This is a genomic window from Actinoplanes sp. NPDC049118, assembly GCF_040648555.1.
In the GTDB taxonomy this organism is placed as follows: domain Bacteria; phylum Actinomycetota; class Actinomycetes; order Mycobacteriales; family Micromonosporaceae; genus Actinoplanes.
The window spans coordinates 1-16,187 of record NZ_JBEZDY010000023.1; the positions used below are offsets into that span (position 1 = coordinate 1).

Sequence of the window (16,187 nt, forward strand, 5' to 3'; positions counted from 1 at the left end):
AGCACCCTGTTGAGTTCTCAAAGAACAACCACACACCGGAAAACCAGCCACCCTAACCAGGCAACCCGTCCCCGGGGCACTCGCTCAACTTTACTCGCGCTATTTCTCGGCGTCAAATCCGGTTTTTCCGGTTCTGCGAAGAGAATTTCCCGCAAGTTCCCCAAATCCGTCACTCCGAATTTTGGGCCGCGCACGACCCTACCCGATGCGATTTCCTTGGGGTTTGGCAGGACGGCCGGTAGCCGATCTCCCCGATCTCTCGGTTCGTTCTGCTTGCCTCGCCCGTTTCCCTGCCGGCTCGCAAAACATTACCCGGTCCCTCCCAGAGCACCAAATCGGCCCCCCGTGTCCCGGACCACAGGTCACCCGCCGGCCCGTCAAGACGCCGCCGAACCGCCTCTGACCTGGCCCGGAGCGCACGGACCGCGCCATCTGGGGCCCAACGAGCGCGGGCGTCCGGCCGGACGCCGAAGCGACCGGCACGAAACGAAAGGGGCGGTGCCCGGCATCAGCCGAGCACCGCCCCCGCGATCGAGCCGCCGGTTACCTGACCACCTCGACGCCGGCGAAGGTGCGCTTGCCCCGGCGCAGGACCAGGAAGCGGCCCTGGAGCAGCGCCGACTCCGGGACCGTGGCCTCCGGGTCGGTGATGCGCTCGTTGTTCAGGTAAGCGCCGCCCTCGGCGATCGTGCGGCGCGCCTCTCCCCCGCTCTTGACCAGCCCGGCGGTCTGCAGCAGCGCCGTCACGGTCGGGAGCTCACCGCGTACCTCGGTGAGGCCGGCCTCGGACAACGCGGCCCGCAGCGTGTCCGCCGACAGGTCGTCCAGGGATCCCCGGCCGAACAGGGCCTGGCTGGCCGCGACCGCCTGCCGGGCCTCCTCCTCGCCGTGCACCAGGGCCGTGATCTCCCATGCCAGCTCGCGCTGCGCCAGGCGGGCCTGCGGGCGTTCGGCGGTGGCCTTCTCCAGCTCCTCGATCTCCTCGCGGGTCTTGAAGCTGAAGTAGCGCAGGTAGCTCGAGACGTCGCGGTCGTCCGCGTTCACCCAGAACTGGTAGAACGCGTACGGCGTGGTCATCGCCGGGTCGAGCCAGGTGGCGCCGCCCTCGCTCTTGCCGAACTTGGTGCCGTCCGCCTTCAGGACCAGGGGGGTCGTGAACGCGTGCACCGGACCCGCCCCGCGGCGGCGGACGAAGTCGACGCCCGCCGTGATGTTGCCCCACTGGTCCGAGCCGCCGAACTGCAGCGAGCAGTCGTGCCGCCGGTGCAGCTCGTAGAAGTCGTTCGCCTGCAGCAGCTGGTAGCTGAACTCGGTGTAGCTGATCCCGGTCTCGAGGCGGTTCTTGACGACGTCGCGGGCCAGCATCTTGTTGATCGGGAAGTGCTTGCCGACGTCGCGCAGAAAGTCGATCACCGACAGCTCGCCGGTCCAGTCCAGGTTGTTGACCAGCGTGGCGGCGTTCGCACCCTCGTAGGTGACGAACGGGGACAGCTGGTCACGGATGCGCAGCACCCAGCCGGCGGTCACCTCGCGCGGGTTCAGCACGCGCTCGGCGGACTTGCCGCCCGGGTCGCCGATCTGCCCGGTGGCGCCGCCGACCAGCAGCAGCGGCCGGTGCCCGGCGAGCTGCAGGCGGCGGGCCGTGACGACCTGCATCAGGTTGCCGACGTGCAGGGACGCCGCGGTCGGGTCGAAGCCCACGTAGAACGTGATCGAGCCGCCGTCGAGGTGCTTGCGCAGCTCCTCGGGGTCGGTGGAGTCCTGGATCAGTCCGCGCCACTGCATGTCGTCAACGAGAGTCACCGCCGAATTGTCGCGCATCCGGTAGACCCGGACACACCGGGTTTCGGGATGCCCATGTCGCGCCCGGGTGCGAGGCTGATGCAATGAGTGTCGAGCCGGCCGGGAGGCAGGCGCGGCGACCGGGCCCGGCGCCGGCCGGCCGGGCAGCGAGGAGGGCAGCATGACGCGCCTCTCACAGGTCGACCTGTCGGTCAGGCTCTCGAAGAAGGACGGCCTGCTGCGGCTCGAGGCCGCCCAGCAGCGCCTGCTGCGGCTCCGGCTGCTCCTGGGCGGCCAGCTGGGCGATCACAAGATCGGCCCGCCGCTCTGCGTGCTGTTCGAGGGCTGGGACGCCTCCGGCAAGGGCGGCGCCATCAAGCGCCTCGTGGCGCCCCTGGATCCCCGGCACGTCCGGGTCTCCCAGTTCGCCGCGCCGACCTATGACGAGAAGCGACACCACTTCCTGCAGCGGTTCTGGTCGGTTCTGCCCGGCTGGGGCGGCATGACGGTCCTCGACCGCTCCTGGTACGGCCGGGTCCTGGTCGAACGCGTGGAGGGCTTCGCCACGAAGGAGCAGTGGACCCGCGCGTACGACGAGATCGTCGAGTTCGAGCGCACCCTCACCGCCGAAGGCATGATCCTCATGAAGTTCTGGATGCACGTCTCCCCCGAGGAGCAGCTCCGCCGCTTCCAGGACCGGGCACAGGACCCCCTGCGCACCTGGAAACTCACCGACGAGGACTGGCGCAACCGCGAGCGCCGCGACGACTACGAGGCCGCCATCGAAGACATGATCACCAAAACCGACAAGAAGCGGGCCCCCTGGAAGATCATCGCCGGGGACAGTAAGCCCTTCGCCCGGGTCGCCGTCGTCGAGCACGTCTGCCACACGCTCGAGACCGACCTCACCCGGCGGGGCTACGACGTGCACGACGCCGACTGACGCACCGGCCTCAGCTCTTCGCCGCGTAGGCGGGCAGTCCCAGGGTCTCCCGGATGCCGGCCTGTACCTGCTCCACCGCCGTTCCCGCGTCCACGTCGTGCACCACCTCCTTGCGGCGGAACAGCTCCAGCACCGGCCTCGTCTTCTCGTAGTAGTCGCGCAGCCGGGCCGCCAGCGCCTCCGGGGTGTCGTCCTCCCGGGTGATCAGCGCCGTTCCGCAGATGTCGCAGCGCCCCTCGACCTCGGGCCGGTCGGCGATCAGGTTGTAGTCCATGCCGCAGCCCGGGCAGAGCCGCCTGCTCAGCACCCGCCGGCGCACCTCCTCGTCGGCGAGCTCGAGGTGGATGACGCCGTCGATGTCGTAGCTCTCCATGAAGAACTCGGCCTGGCGGCCGTTGCGGGGGAAGCCGTCGATGACGAAGCCGAAGTTCCAGTCGTGCTGGTCGAGGCGGCCGCGGACGACCGATTCCACGAGGTCGTCGCTGACCAGTTCGCCCGCCCTCATCGCGCGGCGGACCTGGGCGCCGAGCTTGGTGTGGTTCTGCACGTGCCAGCGGAACAGGTCACCGACGCTGATGTGCACCAGGTCGAGGTCCGCGCAGAGCATCGCGCTCTGGGTGCCCTTGCCGCTGCCCTGCACTCCCATGATCACGTACTTGCGCATGGTGTCGCCGTCCTTCCTCAGGCCGCGGCGCCGACGCGCAGCGGGCCCGGCGCCTTCCCGTCGAGCCTTGCAGGGTCGATGCTCCACCCATCGGCGACGGTCAGCACGTCGCGTTCCGAGACGAGCACTGTGCTCTCCTCGTCCACGAGGGTCGCGGGCAGGCCCGCCGCGCGTTCGGCCGGGTCGGGATCGCCGTGCCAGGAGGTCACGTCGCCGGTCTGCCCGACGTAGCCGAACGTCCGCACGAGCTCGCCGTCGACGGCGCGCTGCCAGCGGTGCGACTCGGTCACCCGGTGGGTGGCGAAGAACTGGACCTCGGTGTGCAGCCGCGCCGAGAGGCCGACGACGTCGACCACCGTGTCCGGGCGCAGCAGGTAGCGCCCGACGGCGAGCACCCAGGACGTGTCCCGGGCACCGGGCAGCGGCGGTGTCACCGCGACCCGGTCGTCCGTCAGGTGGGCCAGGTCGATGCCGTCGCGCCAGCGGACCTCGCCGAGATCTCGCAGGCCGAGCGCCTCGAGCACCCGCGCGGGATCGCCGTCACGCACGGCCAGCCACGCCTGCTTGCCGCCGAAACCGACCATGTTGTCCGCATCCATGCCGGCCACGGTATCGGGCTGCGGATCCGGTCCGGGCGTCATGCCCAGCCGTGGTCGCGGCGCAGCGCGCCGGCGACGCGGTCGAACCGGGCCCGGTCGAGGACCGCGCCCTCGCGGCGGATGCCGTCCTCGTCGACCTCGAGAACCCGGTCGAGGCGCACCCAGCTGGGGCGCGTTTCGCGGTCCCACGCGCCCGGGCCCAGCGCCAGCCAGCCGCGCTGGCCGTCGCGCTCCGCCTGGCTGGAGAGCATCAGGCCGAGCAGCGTGCGGTGGTTGCGCCCGACCACCAGCACGGGACGGTCCTTGCCCTGAGCGGGGTCGTCCTCGTACTTCACCCAGGTCCACACGATCTCGCCCGGGTCGGCGTCGCCGTCGAGGTTCGGCGAGTACTCGAGATGGCGGCCGCGGCGGGCGGGCGGCGCGGGCCGCGGCGCGGGCGGGGTGGGGGCGCGGCGTCCCGCGACCCGGCGCAGCGTGCCGGCGATGCCCTTGAGGAGTCTGCTCACCCGCGCACTGTAACGGCCCGGGTCCGGCTCCTTATGTCTTCGTGTGTCGATCCTTAAGCGCACCTGAGGTGGGGCCCGCGCGCGGGCGGGAGAGCACATAGTCGGTGCGCTGCCGGTACGGCAGACCTGCCGCGCCAGCGGCGGGCCGCCGCGATTCCCGAGGTGACCGAGCCCGTGTCGATGTCCGCAGCCCACCGAGTCCGGTTCACATTGGTGGCAGGGGCCACCGCCGTGGTCATCGGACTGGGCTTCACCGCGGTCGGGCTCAACCGGCACGCCCCCACCGCGAGCCGCGCCTCGGCCGATACCCCGCTGGTCGCGGCCGAGCCCACCGGCGAGCCGGGCACCGAGCTGCTGGACGACGTCGCGCTGCCGGATGATCCGGGCACATCGGCCGCCGGCACGCCGACGTCGAAGCCGCCGACCCCGAAGGCCACCACCAGCAGCCCGAAGCCCAAGCCGACCAAGCGCAAGACCTCGGCGCCGCGTACGGCGGAGAAGGCCGGCGCCGCGCCGGCGACCAGCGGCTCGATCCTCGACCAGGTGCTCGCACACATCAACTCGGCCCGCGCCGGCGAGGGCCTGCCGCCCTACCGCCTGGACTCGTCGCTGTCGAAGGCCGCGGCCCTGCACAACCAGCTGATGATCGACGGCTGCGAGCTGTCGCACCAGTGCCCCGGCGAGGGCGGCATCGGCGACCGGTTCAGCGCGCAGGGCGTGAACTGGAGCTCGGCGGGCGAGAACATCGGCTTCGGCTCGGCGGGTTCGAGCAACTCGGCCATCGTCAGGGCCGCCAACGGGCTGACCGACAGCATGCTCGCCGAGGTCCCGCCGGAGGACGGCCACCGCAAGAACCTGCTGAGCAAGGGCTTCAAGCGGATCGGCCTGAGCGTCGTGCGCGACGGCAAGGGCATCGTCTGGATGACACAGGACTTCGTCGGATGACCGGCCGGGTCGGTCCGAGCGGGCCCGCGCGGCGCCGCCGCCTGCGCAGGCTCTTCCTCTTCGGGCCGACCCGCCCGTTCGGGCCGACCCGGCCGGGTGGCCGGTGCGGCCCGGTCAGGCGCACCCGCCCGACGGGACCGACCCGCCCGGCGAGGTGACCCGGCGATCACGATTGCCGGACCCACCCGGATCGGCGACGATGACGGCGTGGCGATCGGTCAGGATGCACAGCCCCTGGCGCACTGCGTCGTGGCGAACGTTGCCGAGGAGACCGCTCAGGGCCCCGGCGGCCTGGAGATCCGGGCCGGCACCAGACACTTCGCCCCGGGGGCGAAGGTGTGGGTGCTGCCGGCCCGATGGAGCAGCTGCGAGGACAAACTCTTCGTGGTCGGGCGTCATCGCAGCTCCGCGCACCGGTCCATCCGCATCGCCCTGCCGCGGCGGCACCTCACCCGTTTCCGGGTACGCACGATCTACAGTCCCGCCGTGCTCCGGGCGATCCTGCGGCCTGGGCGGAAGGACACCCTCACCCCGCGGCTCTGGACCGATCTCGCGGAGGCGCGGGAGGCCGCGGCGCGCTGGAACGAGCCGACGCTGACCGCGTACTTCGACGACACGACGAACTCGACGACGGTCGAGGATCCGCCGCCGGCGGTGCTGGACTACCGGGGCCGGACCTACCACCTGGCGCACTTCAACGCATACCGGGCCCGGTACTCGGCGCAGCCGCCGCCGGTGGAGCCGCACCCGGGGGCCGGATAGCCGATCGGGTCGTGCTTCGCTGTGCGGATGAAGTCGTGGCTGGACCTGCCCGCGGCGGCCGTCGACGAGGCCGCGCGCGAGCTGCTCGGGTGGCTGCTCACCGCGAACGGGGTGACCGTGCGGCTCACCGAGGTCGAGGCGTACAGCGGGCTGGGCGAGGACCCGGCCAGCCACGCCCACCGGGGCGTCACCAACCGCAACGCGGTGATGTTCGGCCAAGCCGGCCGACTGTACGTCTACCAGATCTACGGGATGTACAACTGCATGAATGTGGTCTGTGGCGAGGTGGGGGTGGCCGCGGCCGTCCTGTTGCGGGCGGGTGAGGTCATCGCCGGCCTCGAGCAGGCAAGGGAACGGCGGCCGGCGGCGAAGTCCGACCGGGACCTTGCCGGCGGTCCGGGAAAACTGACCCAGGTGCTCGGACTGGACCGAGGGGCGAACGGAACCTCGGTGATCGACGGCAGTGGGCCGCTGACTCTCGTACCGCCGCCGGCACCGACCCCGGAGGAGCTGATCGAGGCGGGACCGCGGGTCGGCGTGACCGCCGCCCACGATGTGCCGTGGCGGTTCTGGATCAGGGGCGAGCCCTCCGTCAGCGCCTACCGGCGCCACACCCCTCGCCTGCCGCCGACACGCTCCGTGAAAAAGCCGTGATCTGCCTACATCGGGGCGTACCGGGAGATAACGTCCGACTTAGTGATCTCACGTCGGATGTTGCTGCTGCTGGACCTCATGTGCCTGGCCGGCGTCGGTTGGGCGGCGGCGCTCATCGCCGGGCTGTTCGCCGGGGTGCGACTGCTGCCGACCGCCGTCGCCGTCATCGTCACCGCGGTGCTCGTGCTGCCCGGGTTCACCGCCGGGCTCGTCACCAACCGGCGCATCGTCCGCGGCCGGAAGCCGCAGAGCGGCTGGATCCGTTCCGTGTGGGCGCCGCCCGAGCTGCCGCACTGGGGCCTGGTCCTGAGCGGGCTGGCCCTGTGCGCCTTCTGGATCGCCGGGATGAGCGCGTTCTCCGGGATGAGCGAGGACGTGCCCCCGGGGGACACCGCCGGCCAGGAACAGCTGGTCGTCTATCAGCAGCGGTTCGCGCTGGGGATGCTCGGCAGCATCGGCGTCGGCGGCACCACGCTGGCCGCCGCGTCACTGCTGCGCGAACGGCGCTCCCTGCGTACCGGTAGCCCGGGCATGGCCGCCCGCTGAGCGCTCCCGGTGCGCGGTCCACGTATTGACAACTGGTTATATCTGCGTGCTTCTATAGGTCACGCTCTTGACATCGTTGTCACATTGAAGGGACGGCACCCCTATGCTCCGTACCCTCGCCGCGGCGGTCGTCCTCGCCGCCGCGGCCCTCTCGGTCCCGCAGGCCGCCCAGGCGGCAGCCGACCTCGACCTGGTCCAGTACGTCAATCCGTTCATCGGCACCGACGACAGCAACTCACCCAACCCGGTCGGCGGCGGCGCCGGCGGCAGCACCTTCCCCGGCGCCACCGTGCCGTTCGGGATGGTCCAGTTCAGCCCCGACACCCCCACCGGGTCGCCGTCGGGCTACCGGGACCGGGACCGCACGGTCGAGTCGTTCAGCCTCACCCACTTCAACGGCGCCGGCTGCCCCAACAACGAGGACATCCCGATCCTGCCGATCACCGGCAACCTCGGCGCCTCCCCCGGCTCCAACTGGACCAGCTACGCGTCCGCGTACACGAAGACCAACGAGACCGCGTCGCCCGGCTACTACCGCAACCGGCTCGACAAGTACGGCGTCGACGCCGAGCTCAGCGCCACCAAGCGCACCGGCGCGATGCGGCTGACCTACCCCGCCAGCACCACCGCCCGGGTGCTGATCAACGCCAGCCGCTCCGCCACCGGCGACCGCGACGGCAACGTCACCATCTCCGGCAACCGGGTCTGGGGCGAACACACCGCCGGCGGCTTCTGTGGCGGCAAGACGTTCAAGATGTACTACTCCATACTGTTCGACCGCGCGCCGACCGGCTTCGGCACCTTCAAGGCCGGCACGGTCACGGCCGGCTCGTCGAACACCAGCGGCACCAGCACCGGCGCGTACGTCACGTTCGACACCACCTCGAACGCCGTCGTCAACGCCACGATCGGCATCTCGTTCGTCAGCGTCGCCAACGCGCAGAACAACGCCACCGCGGAGGCGGCGGCCTTCGCGACCGTGCGCAGCAACGCGAGCGCCGCCTGGAACACCGCCCTGAACCGGATCCAGGTGACCGGCGGCGGCGCCACCGACCTGCAGAAGTTCTACACGGCGCTGTACCACGTGCTGCAGAACCCGAACCTGGCCAGCGACACCAACGGCGAGTACCGCGGCTTCGACAACGCCGTGCACACCGCCTCGCACCCGGTGTACCAGAACTACTCCGGCTGGGACATCTACCGGTCCTGGGCGGCGCTGGTCGCCCTGATAGCGCCGGACGTGATGAGCGACATCGTCAAGTCGATGGTCCTGGACGGACAGCAGGGCGGCCTGCTGCCCAAGTGGTCGCACCAGAGCGTCGAGGACTTCGTCATGCCCGGCGACCCCGGCCCGATCATCGTGGCCAGCGCGTACGCGTTCGGCGTGCGCGGCTTCGACACCGCGGCGGCGCTGGCGCTGATGAAGAAGAGCGGCAGCGGCGGCTCGACACAGGGCGTGGTGCTGCGCGGCAACCAGTCCGTCTACCAGAGCAACCACTTCATCCCCGGCAACCCGTCGGAGACCCTCGAGTACGCGGCCTCGGACTTCGCCATCGCGCAGTTCGCCGGCGCGCTCGGCGACACCGCCGCGCGCGACACGTACGCGAGCCGCTCGCAGTACTGGCGCAGCCTGTTCAACGGCGAGTCGTCCTACCTGCACACCCGCGACGGCGGCGGTGCCTGGTCGGCGCCGCTCAACCCGGCGCAGGAGAGCCCGTACGTCGAGGGCAACGCCGCGCAGTACTCGTGGATGGTGCCGCACAACCTCGGCGCGCTGATCACCCTGATGGGCGGGCCGGCCACCGCGGTGCAGCGGCTCGACCACCACTTCACCGAGCTCAACGGCGGCCTGAGCCGGCCGTACTTCTACATCGGCAACGAGCCCGAGCACAACGTGCCGTGGACGTACAACGTCGCGCGCAAGCCGGCCGGCGCCAGCGACGCGGTGCGCCGGGTCATGGCGGAGTCGTTCACCACCGGCGCGGGCGGCCTGCCCGGCAACGACGACCTGGGCGCCACCTCCGCCTGGTACGTCTGGTCGGCGCTGGGCTTCTACCCGGTGACGCCGGGCGCGGACACCCTCGCGGTGCACGGCGCGCTCTTCCCGAGCGTGCTCATCCAGCGGGGGCCGGGCAACATCACGATCACCGGTGGCAGCGCGGCCAACCGGTACGTGCAGTCGCTGTCGGTCGACGGCACCTCGACCAGCCACAGCTACCTGCGCTACGACGACATCGCGGACGGCGGGACCGTGGCGTTCACCATGGGCGGCAGCCCCTCCGCGTGGGGCACGGGCGCTTCCGACGTACCTCCGAGCTTCGCCGGGGGCGCCACCCAGCCGCCCGCGGAACCGGACCTCGGTCCGAACCTGGCCCTGGGCCGCGCGGTGACCGGATCCACGGCCTGCGGAAGCGCGGAGGCCGCCGCGAAGGCGGTCGACGGCGCGCTCGCCGGCAACAGCAAGTGGTGCTCCGGCACCGCGCCGCGGCAGCTGCAGGTCGACCTCGGCTCGGCGCGCACGGTGTCGTCGTTCATCGTCAAGCACGCCGCCCTCGGCGGTGAGGTCACCAACTGGAACACCGGCGCGTTCACGATATCGACCAGCACCGACGGCACGACCTGGTCGAACGCGGTGACCGTCACCGCGTCCAAGAGCAGCCGGACCTACACCCCGATCGCCGCGCGCACCGCGCGCCACGTGCGCTTCGAGACCAGCCAGCCGGCGAACGACGGCAACGCCGCCGCCCGGATCTACGAACTGGAGGTGTACGGCGAGAGCAGCGCGCCAACGGACCTGGCGCTGAACCGCCCGGCCGCCGCGGACTCGTCCTGCGGTGCGAACGAGGGGCCGGCCAAGGCGTTCAACGGCAGCTGGCTGGGCGGCTGGAACGACAAGTGGTGCTCGCAGGGCGCGACCAAGTGGGTGCAGGCCGACCTGGGCACCCGGCAGCGCGTCGGTTCGGTGGTCATCCGGCACGCGGGCGCGGGCGGCGAGTTCCCGGCGTGGAACACCCGCGACTTCGACGTGCAGACCTCGGACGACGGGTCCGCCTGGACGACGCGGTCGCAGGTGCGCGGCAACACGGCCGACTCGACCACCACCGCGGTGAACGTGGACGCCCGCTACGTCCGGGTCGCGGTCGTCACGCCGGCGTCCGACGGCAACACCGCGGCCCGCATCTACGAGATTCTCGTCAACTAGAGACCCCCGGGGGCGGGCGCCGGGTCCCGCGGCTCCCGCCCCCGGGCCACCGGTCATGCCGGATTCGTCCGTAATGAACCGGTCGGTAGCCACGCCGTAGCCGTGTCTCAACCGTTATCAGATTGGCCGGGCCGCAAGGTGGGCCCGGCCACGACGGCTCGTTGACGCGACTGGAGGTCTCCTGTGACGACTGACAATCAGATAAGGGCTCGTGTCAAGGCGGTGCTCGGCGGCACGAGCTCGGACGGAGCGACCTCGGAACACCCGGCCATCCCCGGCGGCCCGACCCGCACGGACAACGCGTTGCAGGTTCTGACGCTGGCCCAGCGCACGGCGGAGGAGCACATCGCCGCCGCCAACCGGCACGCGGAGAAGATCCGTACCGACGCGCAGGCAACTGCCGACCAGTCGGCCCGGGACGCGCAGGTCCATGCCCACAATGTCCGCTGCGAGGCGGAGAAGGTGATGACCGAGGCGCGGGCGACCGCGGAGCAGGCGGCCCGGGACGCGCGGATCCGCGCGGACGAGGCGCAGCGCAAGGCCGACCAGATCCTCGCCTCCGCGAACGCGCGGGCCGCGACGATCGTCGGCGACGCGCAGGGGCACGCCGAGCAGCTCAAGTCGCAGGCGGACCAGCGCTACGAGGACTCCGTCGGCAGCCTGATCGCCAAGCGGGAGTCCCTGCAGCAGCAGATCGAATCGCTGGAGCACTTCGACCGCGAGTACCGCAGGCGGCTCACCACCTTCATGCAGGGCCAGATGCGCGCCCTCTGGGCCGACCAGCCCCAGGTGGGCACCGAGCTGGAACCCGAGGCGGCGGAGCCCGCCGATCCGGAACGGCAGGACGGGCAGCACCACGCCGAGGAGGAGTAGCCGCCGGCGGCGCCGGGCGCGCTGAGAGATCCTTCTCGATTCGCGTCCGGGCCTTCTCGTCTTGCGAAGGCCGATTCCTGGACTCGTTCCGAGCCGCGGCGGCAGGCTCCGTTCATGACACTGACCCGACGCGCACTGCTGCGCGGCACCGCCGCCGCGACCGGTCTCGGGCTGGTGGGCCTGGGGACGACGGGTTGCAGTGGAATCACCCCGGGGCGAGACAGCGGCGGATCGCTCGACTACTGGAACCTCTTCGGCGGCGGCGACGGCGTCCGGATGACCCAGATGCTCGACACCTTCCGCACCGCCAACCCCGGCATCGCGCTCAGCGCCGTCACCCTCAACTGGGGAAACCCGTACTACACGAAGCTGTCGCTGGCGACGCTCGGCGACAAGCCGCCGGACGTGGCGATCTCGCACCTGACCAGGATGAAGACCCTGGTCGCCGCCGACCTCCTCGAGGAACTGCGGCCCGAGGACCTGGCCCGGCACGGCATCTCCGCGGACAAGTTCACCGAGCGCGCCTGGCAGGCGGGGCTCATCGACGGACACGCGTACGCGATCCCGCTCGACACCCACCCGTTCGTGATGTTCTACAACACCGACATCTGCGCAAAGGCCGGCCTGCTCGACTCCTCGGGCGCGCTCACCCCGCTGGACACCCCGGAGAAGTTCACCGACGCGATGCGCCGCGCCAAGGAGGCCTCCGGCGCGTACGGGGGCGTCGTCGCGATCGACAACGACACGTCGACGCCGTGGCGCATCTTCCAGTCGCTCTACAGCCAGCTGGGCGGCGAGACCCTCGCCGACGACGGGCGCCGGGTGGTCATCGACGACGCCAAGGCGACCCAGGTGCTGGCCTTCCTGCAGTCGCTGACCGCGGACGGGCTCTTCCCCGCCAGCATCGACTACCAGGGCTCCATCGCCACCTTCGCCAACGGCCAGGCCGGCTTCTACTTCCAGGGCGAGTGGGAGATCTCCACGTACCAGACCGCGAAGATGCCGTTCTCCATGACGCTCTTCCCCAACCTGTACGGCGGCGGCCGCTACGCGGTACAGGCGGACTCGCACACGCTTGTCATCCCCCGCCAGCCGGGCCACGACCCGGAGCAGGTCGACCGCTCGCTGCTGCTGATCCGCTCGATGCTGGACCAGAGCAAGACCTGGGCCGAGGGCGGGCACGTGCCGACCTGGCTACCGTTCCGCGACAGCGCGGAATACCGGGCCATGACGCCGCAGTCGAACTACGCCGCTGCCGCCGACGCCGCGGTCTACGACCCGGACGGCTGGTACTCCGGGTCCGGCTCCAACTTCGAGATCATCTGCGGCTCCGCGATCGCCACCGTCCTCGGCGGCCAGCAGTCCCCCGCGGACGCGCTCGCGCAGCTGCGCGGCCAGCTCGAGAACCTGTCCAAGACCGCGTCGCCCATCTGAGGGGGTGCCTGGTGACCACCGAGACCGCCGTACGCCCTCCCGATGCCGCCGAGTCCGGAGCGCCGCCGGAGCGGCCCCGCTGGACCGGCCTGCCCGCGCTGGGCTTCCTGGCGCCGTTCCTCTTCCTCTATCTGGCCTTCATCATCGGCCCGACCCTGTACGGCATGGTGATGAGCTTCTTCGACACCAGCCTGGTCAAGCCCGGCCTGTCGGGCTTCGCCGGCTTCGGCAACTACGCCGAGGCGCTGCAGAGCGGCGACTTCTGGTCGTCGCTGTGGCACACCCTGTGGTTCACGATCCTGACCACCCCGCCGCTGATCATCCTCGCGTTCGCCTTCGCACTGCTCGCCGACCGTGCCCGGTACGGCCGCTGGTTCTTCCGGCTGGCCTTCTTCGCGCCGTACATCCTGCCGTCGGCGGTCGTGGCCCTGATCTGGATCTTCCTGTACACGCCCGGCCTGGGGCTGCTCGAGACCGGCCTCGCCAAGATCGGCGTCACCTCGCCGAACTGGCTCGGCGACCCGGTCTGGGCCATGCCGTCGCTGGCCATGACCACCCTCTGGTGGACGCTGGGCTTCAACTTCGTGCTCTACCTGGCCGGCCTCCAGGAGATCCCGCGCGACCTGTACGAGGCCTCCTCGATCGACGGCGCGTCGGTCTGGCAGCAGATCCGCAGCATCACCATCCCGATGCTCGGGCGCACCACCACCCTGGTGGCCGTGCTGCAGGTGATCGCCTCGCTCAAGGTCTTCGACCAGATGTACATCATGACCGCGGGCGGCCCGAACTTCGCCACCCGCTCGCTCCTGCAGTACGTCTACGACGAGGGCTTCACCAACTTCCGGGTCGGTTACGCGGCCGCCGTCTCGATGCTGTTCTTCCTGGTCGTGCTCGCGGTCTCGGCGGTCTGGTTCGCCCTGGTCCGGCGCCAGGAGAAGGGGGTCTGACCCATGACCGATCTCGCGCAACGGGCCGAGTTCCGCGTCAAGCTCTTCAACCGCATCTGCATCGGGGTGCTGATCGCCTTCGCGCTGCTCTGGATCGTGCCGCTGGCCTGGGCGCTGGACACCGCGCTCAAGCCGAACGCCGAGACCACCAAGACCACCTGGGCGATCGACGACCCAACCCTGGACGCCTTCGCCCGGGTGCTGCGCGACACCGACATCCTGACCTGGTTCGGCTCCAGCCTGTTCATCGCGACGCTGTCGGCCGCCGGCACGGTGCTGGTGGCCAGCCTGGCCGCGTACGCGCTGTCCCGGATGAGGTTCCGCTACCGCAACGTGGTCTTCTGGCTCGTGCTGGCCGGCATCATGATCCCCGGCCAGGTGCTGATCGTGCCGTGGTTCCGCCAGTTCGACGCGCTGGGGCTGCTGAACACCTGGTGGGCCGTCAGCCTGCCGCAGATACCCACCGCGATCGCGGTCTTCATCTTCAAGCAGTTCTTCGACGGCCTGCCCCGCGAGCTCGAGGAGGTCGCCCGCATGGACGGCGCGGGCTACCTGCGCATCTACCGCCGGATCATCATGCCGCTGGCCCGGCCGGCCGTCGCCGCCGTCGCCATCTTCACGTTCGTGCAGTCCTGGAACGACCTGCTCTGGCCGCTGCTCGTGCTCAGCAACCCCGACATCATGACGATCCCGGTCGGCCTCGCGACCGTGCAGGGTTCGTTCGGCATCCGGTACGCCGACACGATGGCGTCGGCGATCCTCGGCGCGGTACCGCTCGTCGCCGTGTTCCTGCTGTTCCAGCGCAACATCGTCGAAGGCATCGCCGGCAGCGGCCTGAAGGGGTGAGCGTGCTCTTCTCCACCATGACCATCGACCCGGCGTTCCGGATCGGCGACGTCGACCCCCGGCTGTACGGTTCGTTCGTCGAGCACATGGGCCGCTGCGTCTACACCGGAATCCACGAGCCGGACCACCCCACCGCCGACGAGCACGGCTTCCGGCGCGACACCGCCGAGCTGGTCCGCGAGCTCGGCACGCCGCTCGTGCGCTACCCCGGCGGCAACTTCGTCTCCGGGTACCGGTGGGAGGACGGCATCGGGCCGGTCGAGGACCGGCCGACGCGCCTGGACCTGGCGTGGCGCTCGCTGGAGACCAACCACGTCGGCGTCGACGAGTTCATGACCTGGGCGCGGACCGTCGGCGTCGAGCCGATGATGGCGGTCAACCTCGGCACCCGCGGCATCGACGCGGCCCGGTCCCTGGTCGAATACTGCAACCTCGCCTCGGGCACCTACTGGTCAGACCTGCGCGGCGGGTCACCGTACGGGATAAAGACCTGGTGTCTCGGCAACGAGATGGACGGGCCCTGGCAGATCGGCCACAAGACCGCCGGCGAGTACGCCCGGCTGGCGCTCGAGACGGCGAAGGCGATGCGCCAGGTCGACCCGTCGATCGAGCTCGTCGCCTGCGGCAGCTCGGGCCGGCAGATGCCGACGTTCGGCAGCTGGGAGGCGACGGTACTGGGCGAGACCTACGACGCGGTCGACTACGTCTCCCTCCACGGCTACTACCAGCAGCACGGCGACGACCGGGACAGCTTCCTGGCCTGCGCGACCGACATGGACCACTTCATCGAAGAGGTCGTCGCCACCGCCGACCACGTGCGCGCGGTCGGCCGGCACAGCAAGCGCCTGCACCTCTCCTTCGACGAGTGGAACGTCTGGTACCAGAGCCGCTTCGCCGGCGAGACCAACCTGGAGATCGAGCGGGCGCCCCGCCTCATCGAGGACGTCTACTCGGTCACCGACGCGGTCGTCGTCGGCAACCTGCTGATCAGCCTGCTCCGGCACGCCGACCGGGTGAAGATCGGCTGCCAGGCCCAGCTCGTGAACGTCATCGCCACGATCATGACCGAGCCGGGCGGGCCGACCTGGCGGCAGGCGAGCTTCCACCCGTACGCCCTGACGACCCGGTACGGCCGCGGCACCGTGCTGCGCCCGGCGATCTCGGCGCCGACGCACGAGACCGCGCGCCACGGCGAGGTACCCCTGCTCGACGCGGTCGCGGTGCACTCGGAGGCGGGCACGGTGCTGTTCGCGGTGAACCGCTCGCAGACCCGGCCGATGACCCTGGAGGTGGACCTGCGCGCCCTGCCCGGCCTGGCGACCGCGACACACACGGCGATCGCCGACGACGACCCGGACGCGGTCAACACCGCGCGGCATCCGGACCGGGTGGTACCGCGCCGCCTAGACGACCCCAAGCTCGACGGCGGCCGGCTACAGGCCGTCCTGCCCGCCCTGTCCTGGAACATGATCCGCCTCGGCTGA

The 16,187-nt window shown here is 70.7% G+C and carries 15 protein-coding genes; 11 read left to right on the top strand and 4 right to left on the bottom strand.

Annotated elements, in window-relative coordinates:
* Positions 1 to 543: 543 nt before the first annotated feature.
* On the bottom strand, positions 544 to 1,785 hold the full coding sequence (tyrS, locus tag AB0B58_RS30705; protein ID WP_360230868.1) for a tyrosine--tRNA ligase: 1,242 nt from the start codon (positions 1,783 to 1,785) through the stop codon (positions 544 to 546).
* Between the two features lie 178 nt (positions 1,786 to 1,963).
* Between tyrS and AB0B58_RS30710 the strand changes: the two genes are divergently transcribed.
* Positions 1,964 to 2,725 carry a UDP-galactose-lipid carrier transferase gene (locus tag AB0B58_RS30710; protein ID WP_360230618.1) on the top strand — a complete coding sequence of 254 codons (762 nt, stop codon included), beginning with the start codon at positions 1,964 to 1,966 and terminating at the stop codon, positions 2,723 to 2,725.
* A 10-nt stretch (positions 2,726 to 2,735) separates the two neighbouring features.
* Here AB0B58_RS30710 and AB0B58_RS30715 read toward each other — a convergent pair whose 3' ends face one another.
* From AB0B58_RS30715 to AB0B58_RS30725, 3 genes are read right to left on the bottom strand one after another with little or no spacing between them, the layout of a single operon-like run.
* Positions 2,736 to 3,389 (bottom strand): nucleoside monophosphate kinase, encoded by a 654-nt coding sequence (locus AB0B58_RS30715; RefSeq protein ID WP_360230620.1) that lies wholly within the window; start codon positions 3,387 to 3,389, stop codon positions 2,736 to 2,738.
* Positions 3,390 to 3,406: 17 nt separating this feature from the next.
* Positions 3,407 to 3,988, bottom strand: a complete 582-nt coding sequence (locus AB0B58_RS30720) for a hypothetical protein (protein ID WP_360230622.1) — start codon at positions 3,986 to 3,988, stop codon at positions 3,407 to 3,409.
* Between the two features lie 38 nt (positions 3,989 to 4,026).
* The gene (locus tag AB0B58_RS30725; protein ID WP_360230624.1) at positions 4,027 to 4,494 is read right to left on the bottom strand and encodes a type II toxin-antitoxin system PemK/MazF family toxin; all 468 of its coding nucleotides are present in this window, start codon (positions 4,492 to 4,494) and stop codon (positions 4,027 to 4,029) included.
* 231 nt (positions 4,495 to 4,725) lie between these two features.
* On the opposite strand from AB0B58_RS30725, the gene AB0B58_RS30730 reads away from it, so the two are divergent.
* The 10 genes from AB0B58_RS30730 to AB0B58_RS30775 all read left to right on the top strand — a co-directional run bounded on the left by AB0B58_RS30730 (position 4,726) and on the right by AB0B58_RS30775 (position 16,187).
* Positions 4,726 to 5,439, top strand: coding sequence for a CAP domain-containing protein (locus AB0B58_RS30730; protein ID WP_360230626.1), 714 nt, complete (start codon positions 4,726 to 4,728; stop codon positions 5,437 to 5,439).
* Positions 5,440 to 5,646: 207 nt separating this feature from the next.
* On the top strand, positions 5,647 to 6,201 hold the full coding sequence (locus tag AB0B58_RS30735) for a hypothetical protein (protein WP_360230628.1): 555 nt from the start codon (positions 5,647 to 5,649) through the stop codon (positions 6,199 to 6,201).
* Positions 6,202 to 6,228: 27 nt separating this feature from the next.
* Positions 6,229 to 6,855: a DNA-3-methyladenine glycosylase gene (locus tag AB0B58_RS30740; protein ID WP_360230630.1), complete on the top strand. Its 627-nt coding sequence runs from the start codon at positions 6,229 to 6,231 to the stop codon at positions 6,853 to 6,855.
* A 42-nt stretch (positions 6,856 to 6,897) separates the two neighbouring features.
* On the top strand, positions 6,898 to 7,401 hold the full coding sequence (locus AB0B58_RS30745) for a hypothetical protein (protein ID WP_360230632.1): 504 nt from the start codon (positions 6,898 to 6,900) through the stop codon (positions 7,399 to 7,401).
* A gap of 103 nt (positions 7,402 to 7,504) precedes the next feature.
* A complete protein-coding gene (locus AB0B58_RS30750) occupies positions 7,505 to 10,603 on the top strand; it encodes a GH92 family glycosyl hydrolase (RefSeq protein ID WP_360230634.1) in 3,099 nt (1,032 codons plus the stop codon).
* A gap of 183 nt (positions 10,604 to 10,786) precedes the next feature.
* The gene (locus AB0B58_RS30755) at positions 10,787 to 11,476 is read left to right on the top strand and encodes a hypothetical protein (protein ID WP_360230636.1); all 690 of its coding nucleotides are present in this window, start codon (positions 10,787 to 10,789) and stop codon (positions 11,474 to 11,476) included.
* Between the two features lie 114 nt (positions 11,477 to 11,590).
* Entirely contained in the window at positions 11,591 to 12,910 is a 1,320-nt protein-coding gene (locus tag AB0B58_RS30760) for an extracellular solute-binding protein (RefSeq protein ID WP_360230638.1), read from the top strand.
* Positions 12,911 to 12,921: 11 nt separating this feature from the next.
* Positions 12,922 to 13,857 carry a sugar ABC transporter permease gene (locus AB0B58_RS30765; protein ID WP_360230640.1) on the top strand — a complete coding sequence of 312 codons (936 nt, stop codon included), beginning with the start codon at positions 12,922 to 12,924 and terminating at the stop codon, positions 13,855 to 13,857.
* A gap of 3 nt (positions 13,858 to 13,860) precedes the next feature.
* Positions 13,861 to 14,703 (top strand): carbohydrate ABC transporter permease, encoded by an 843-nt coding sequence (locus AB0B58_RS30770; RefSeq protein ID WP_360230642.1) that lies wholly within the window; start codon positions 13,861 to 13,863, stop codon positions 14,701 to 14,703.
* A 2-nt stretch (positions 14,704 to 14,705) separates the two neighbouring features.
* On the top strand, positions 14,706 to 16,187 hold the full coding sequence (locus tag AB0B58_RS30775) for an alpha-N-arabinofuranosidase (protein ID WP_360230644.1): 1,482 nt from the start codon (positions 14,706 to 14,708) through the stop codon (positions 16,185 to 16,187).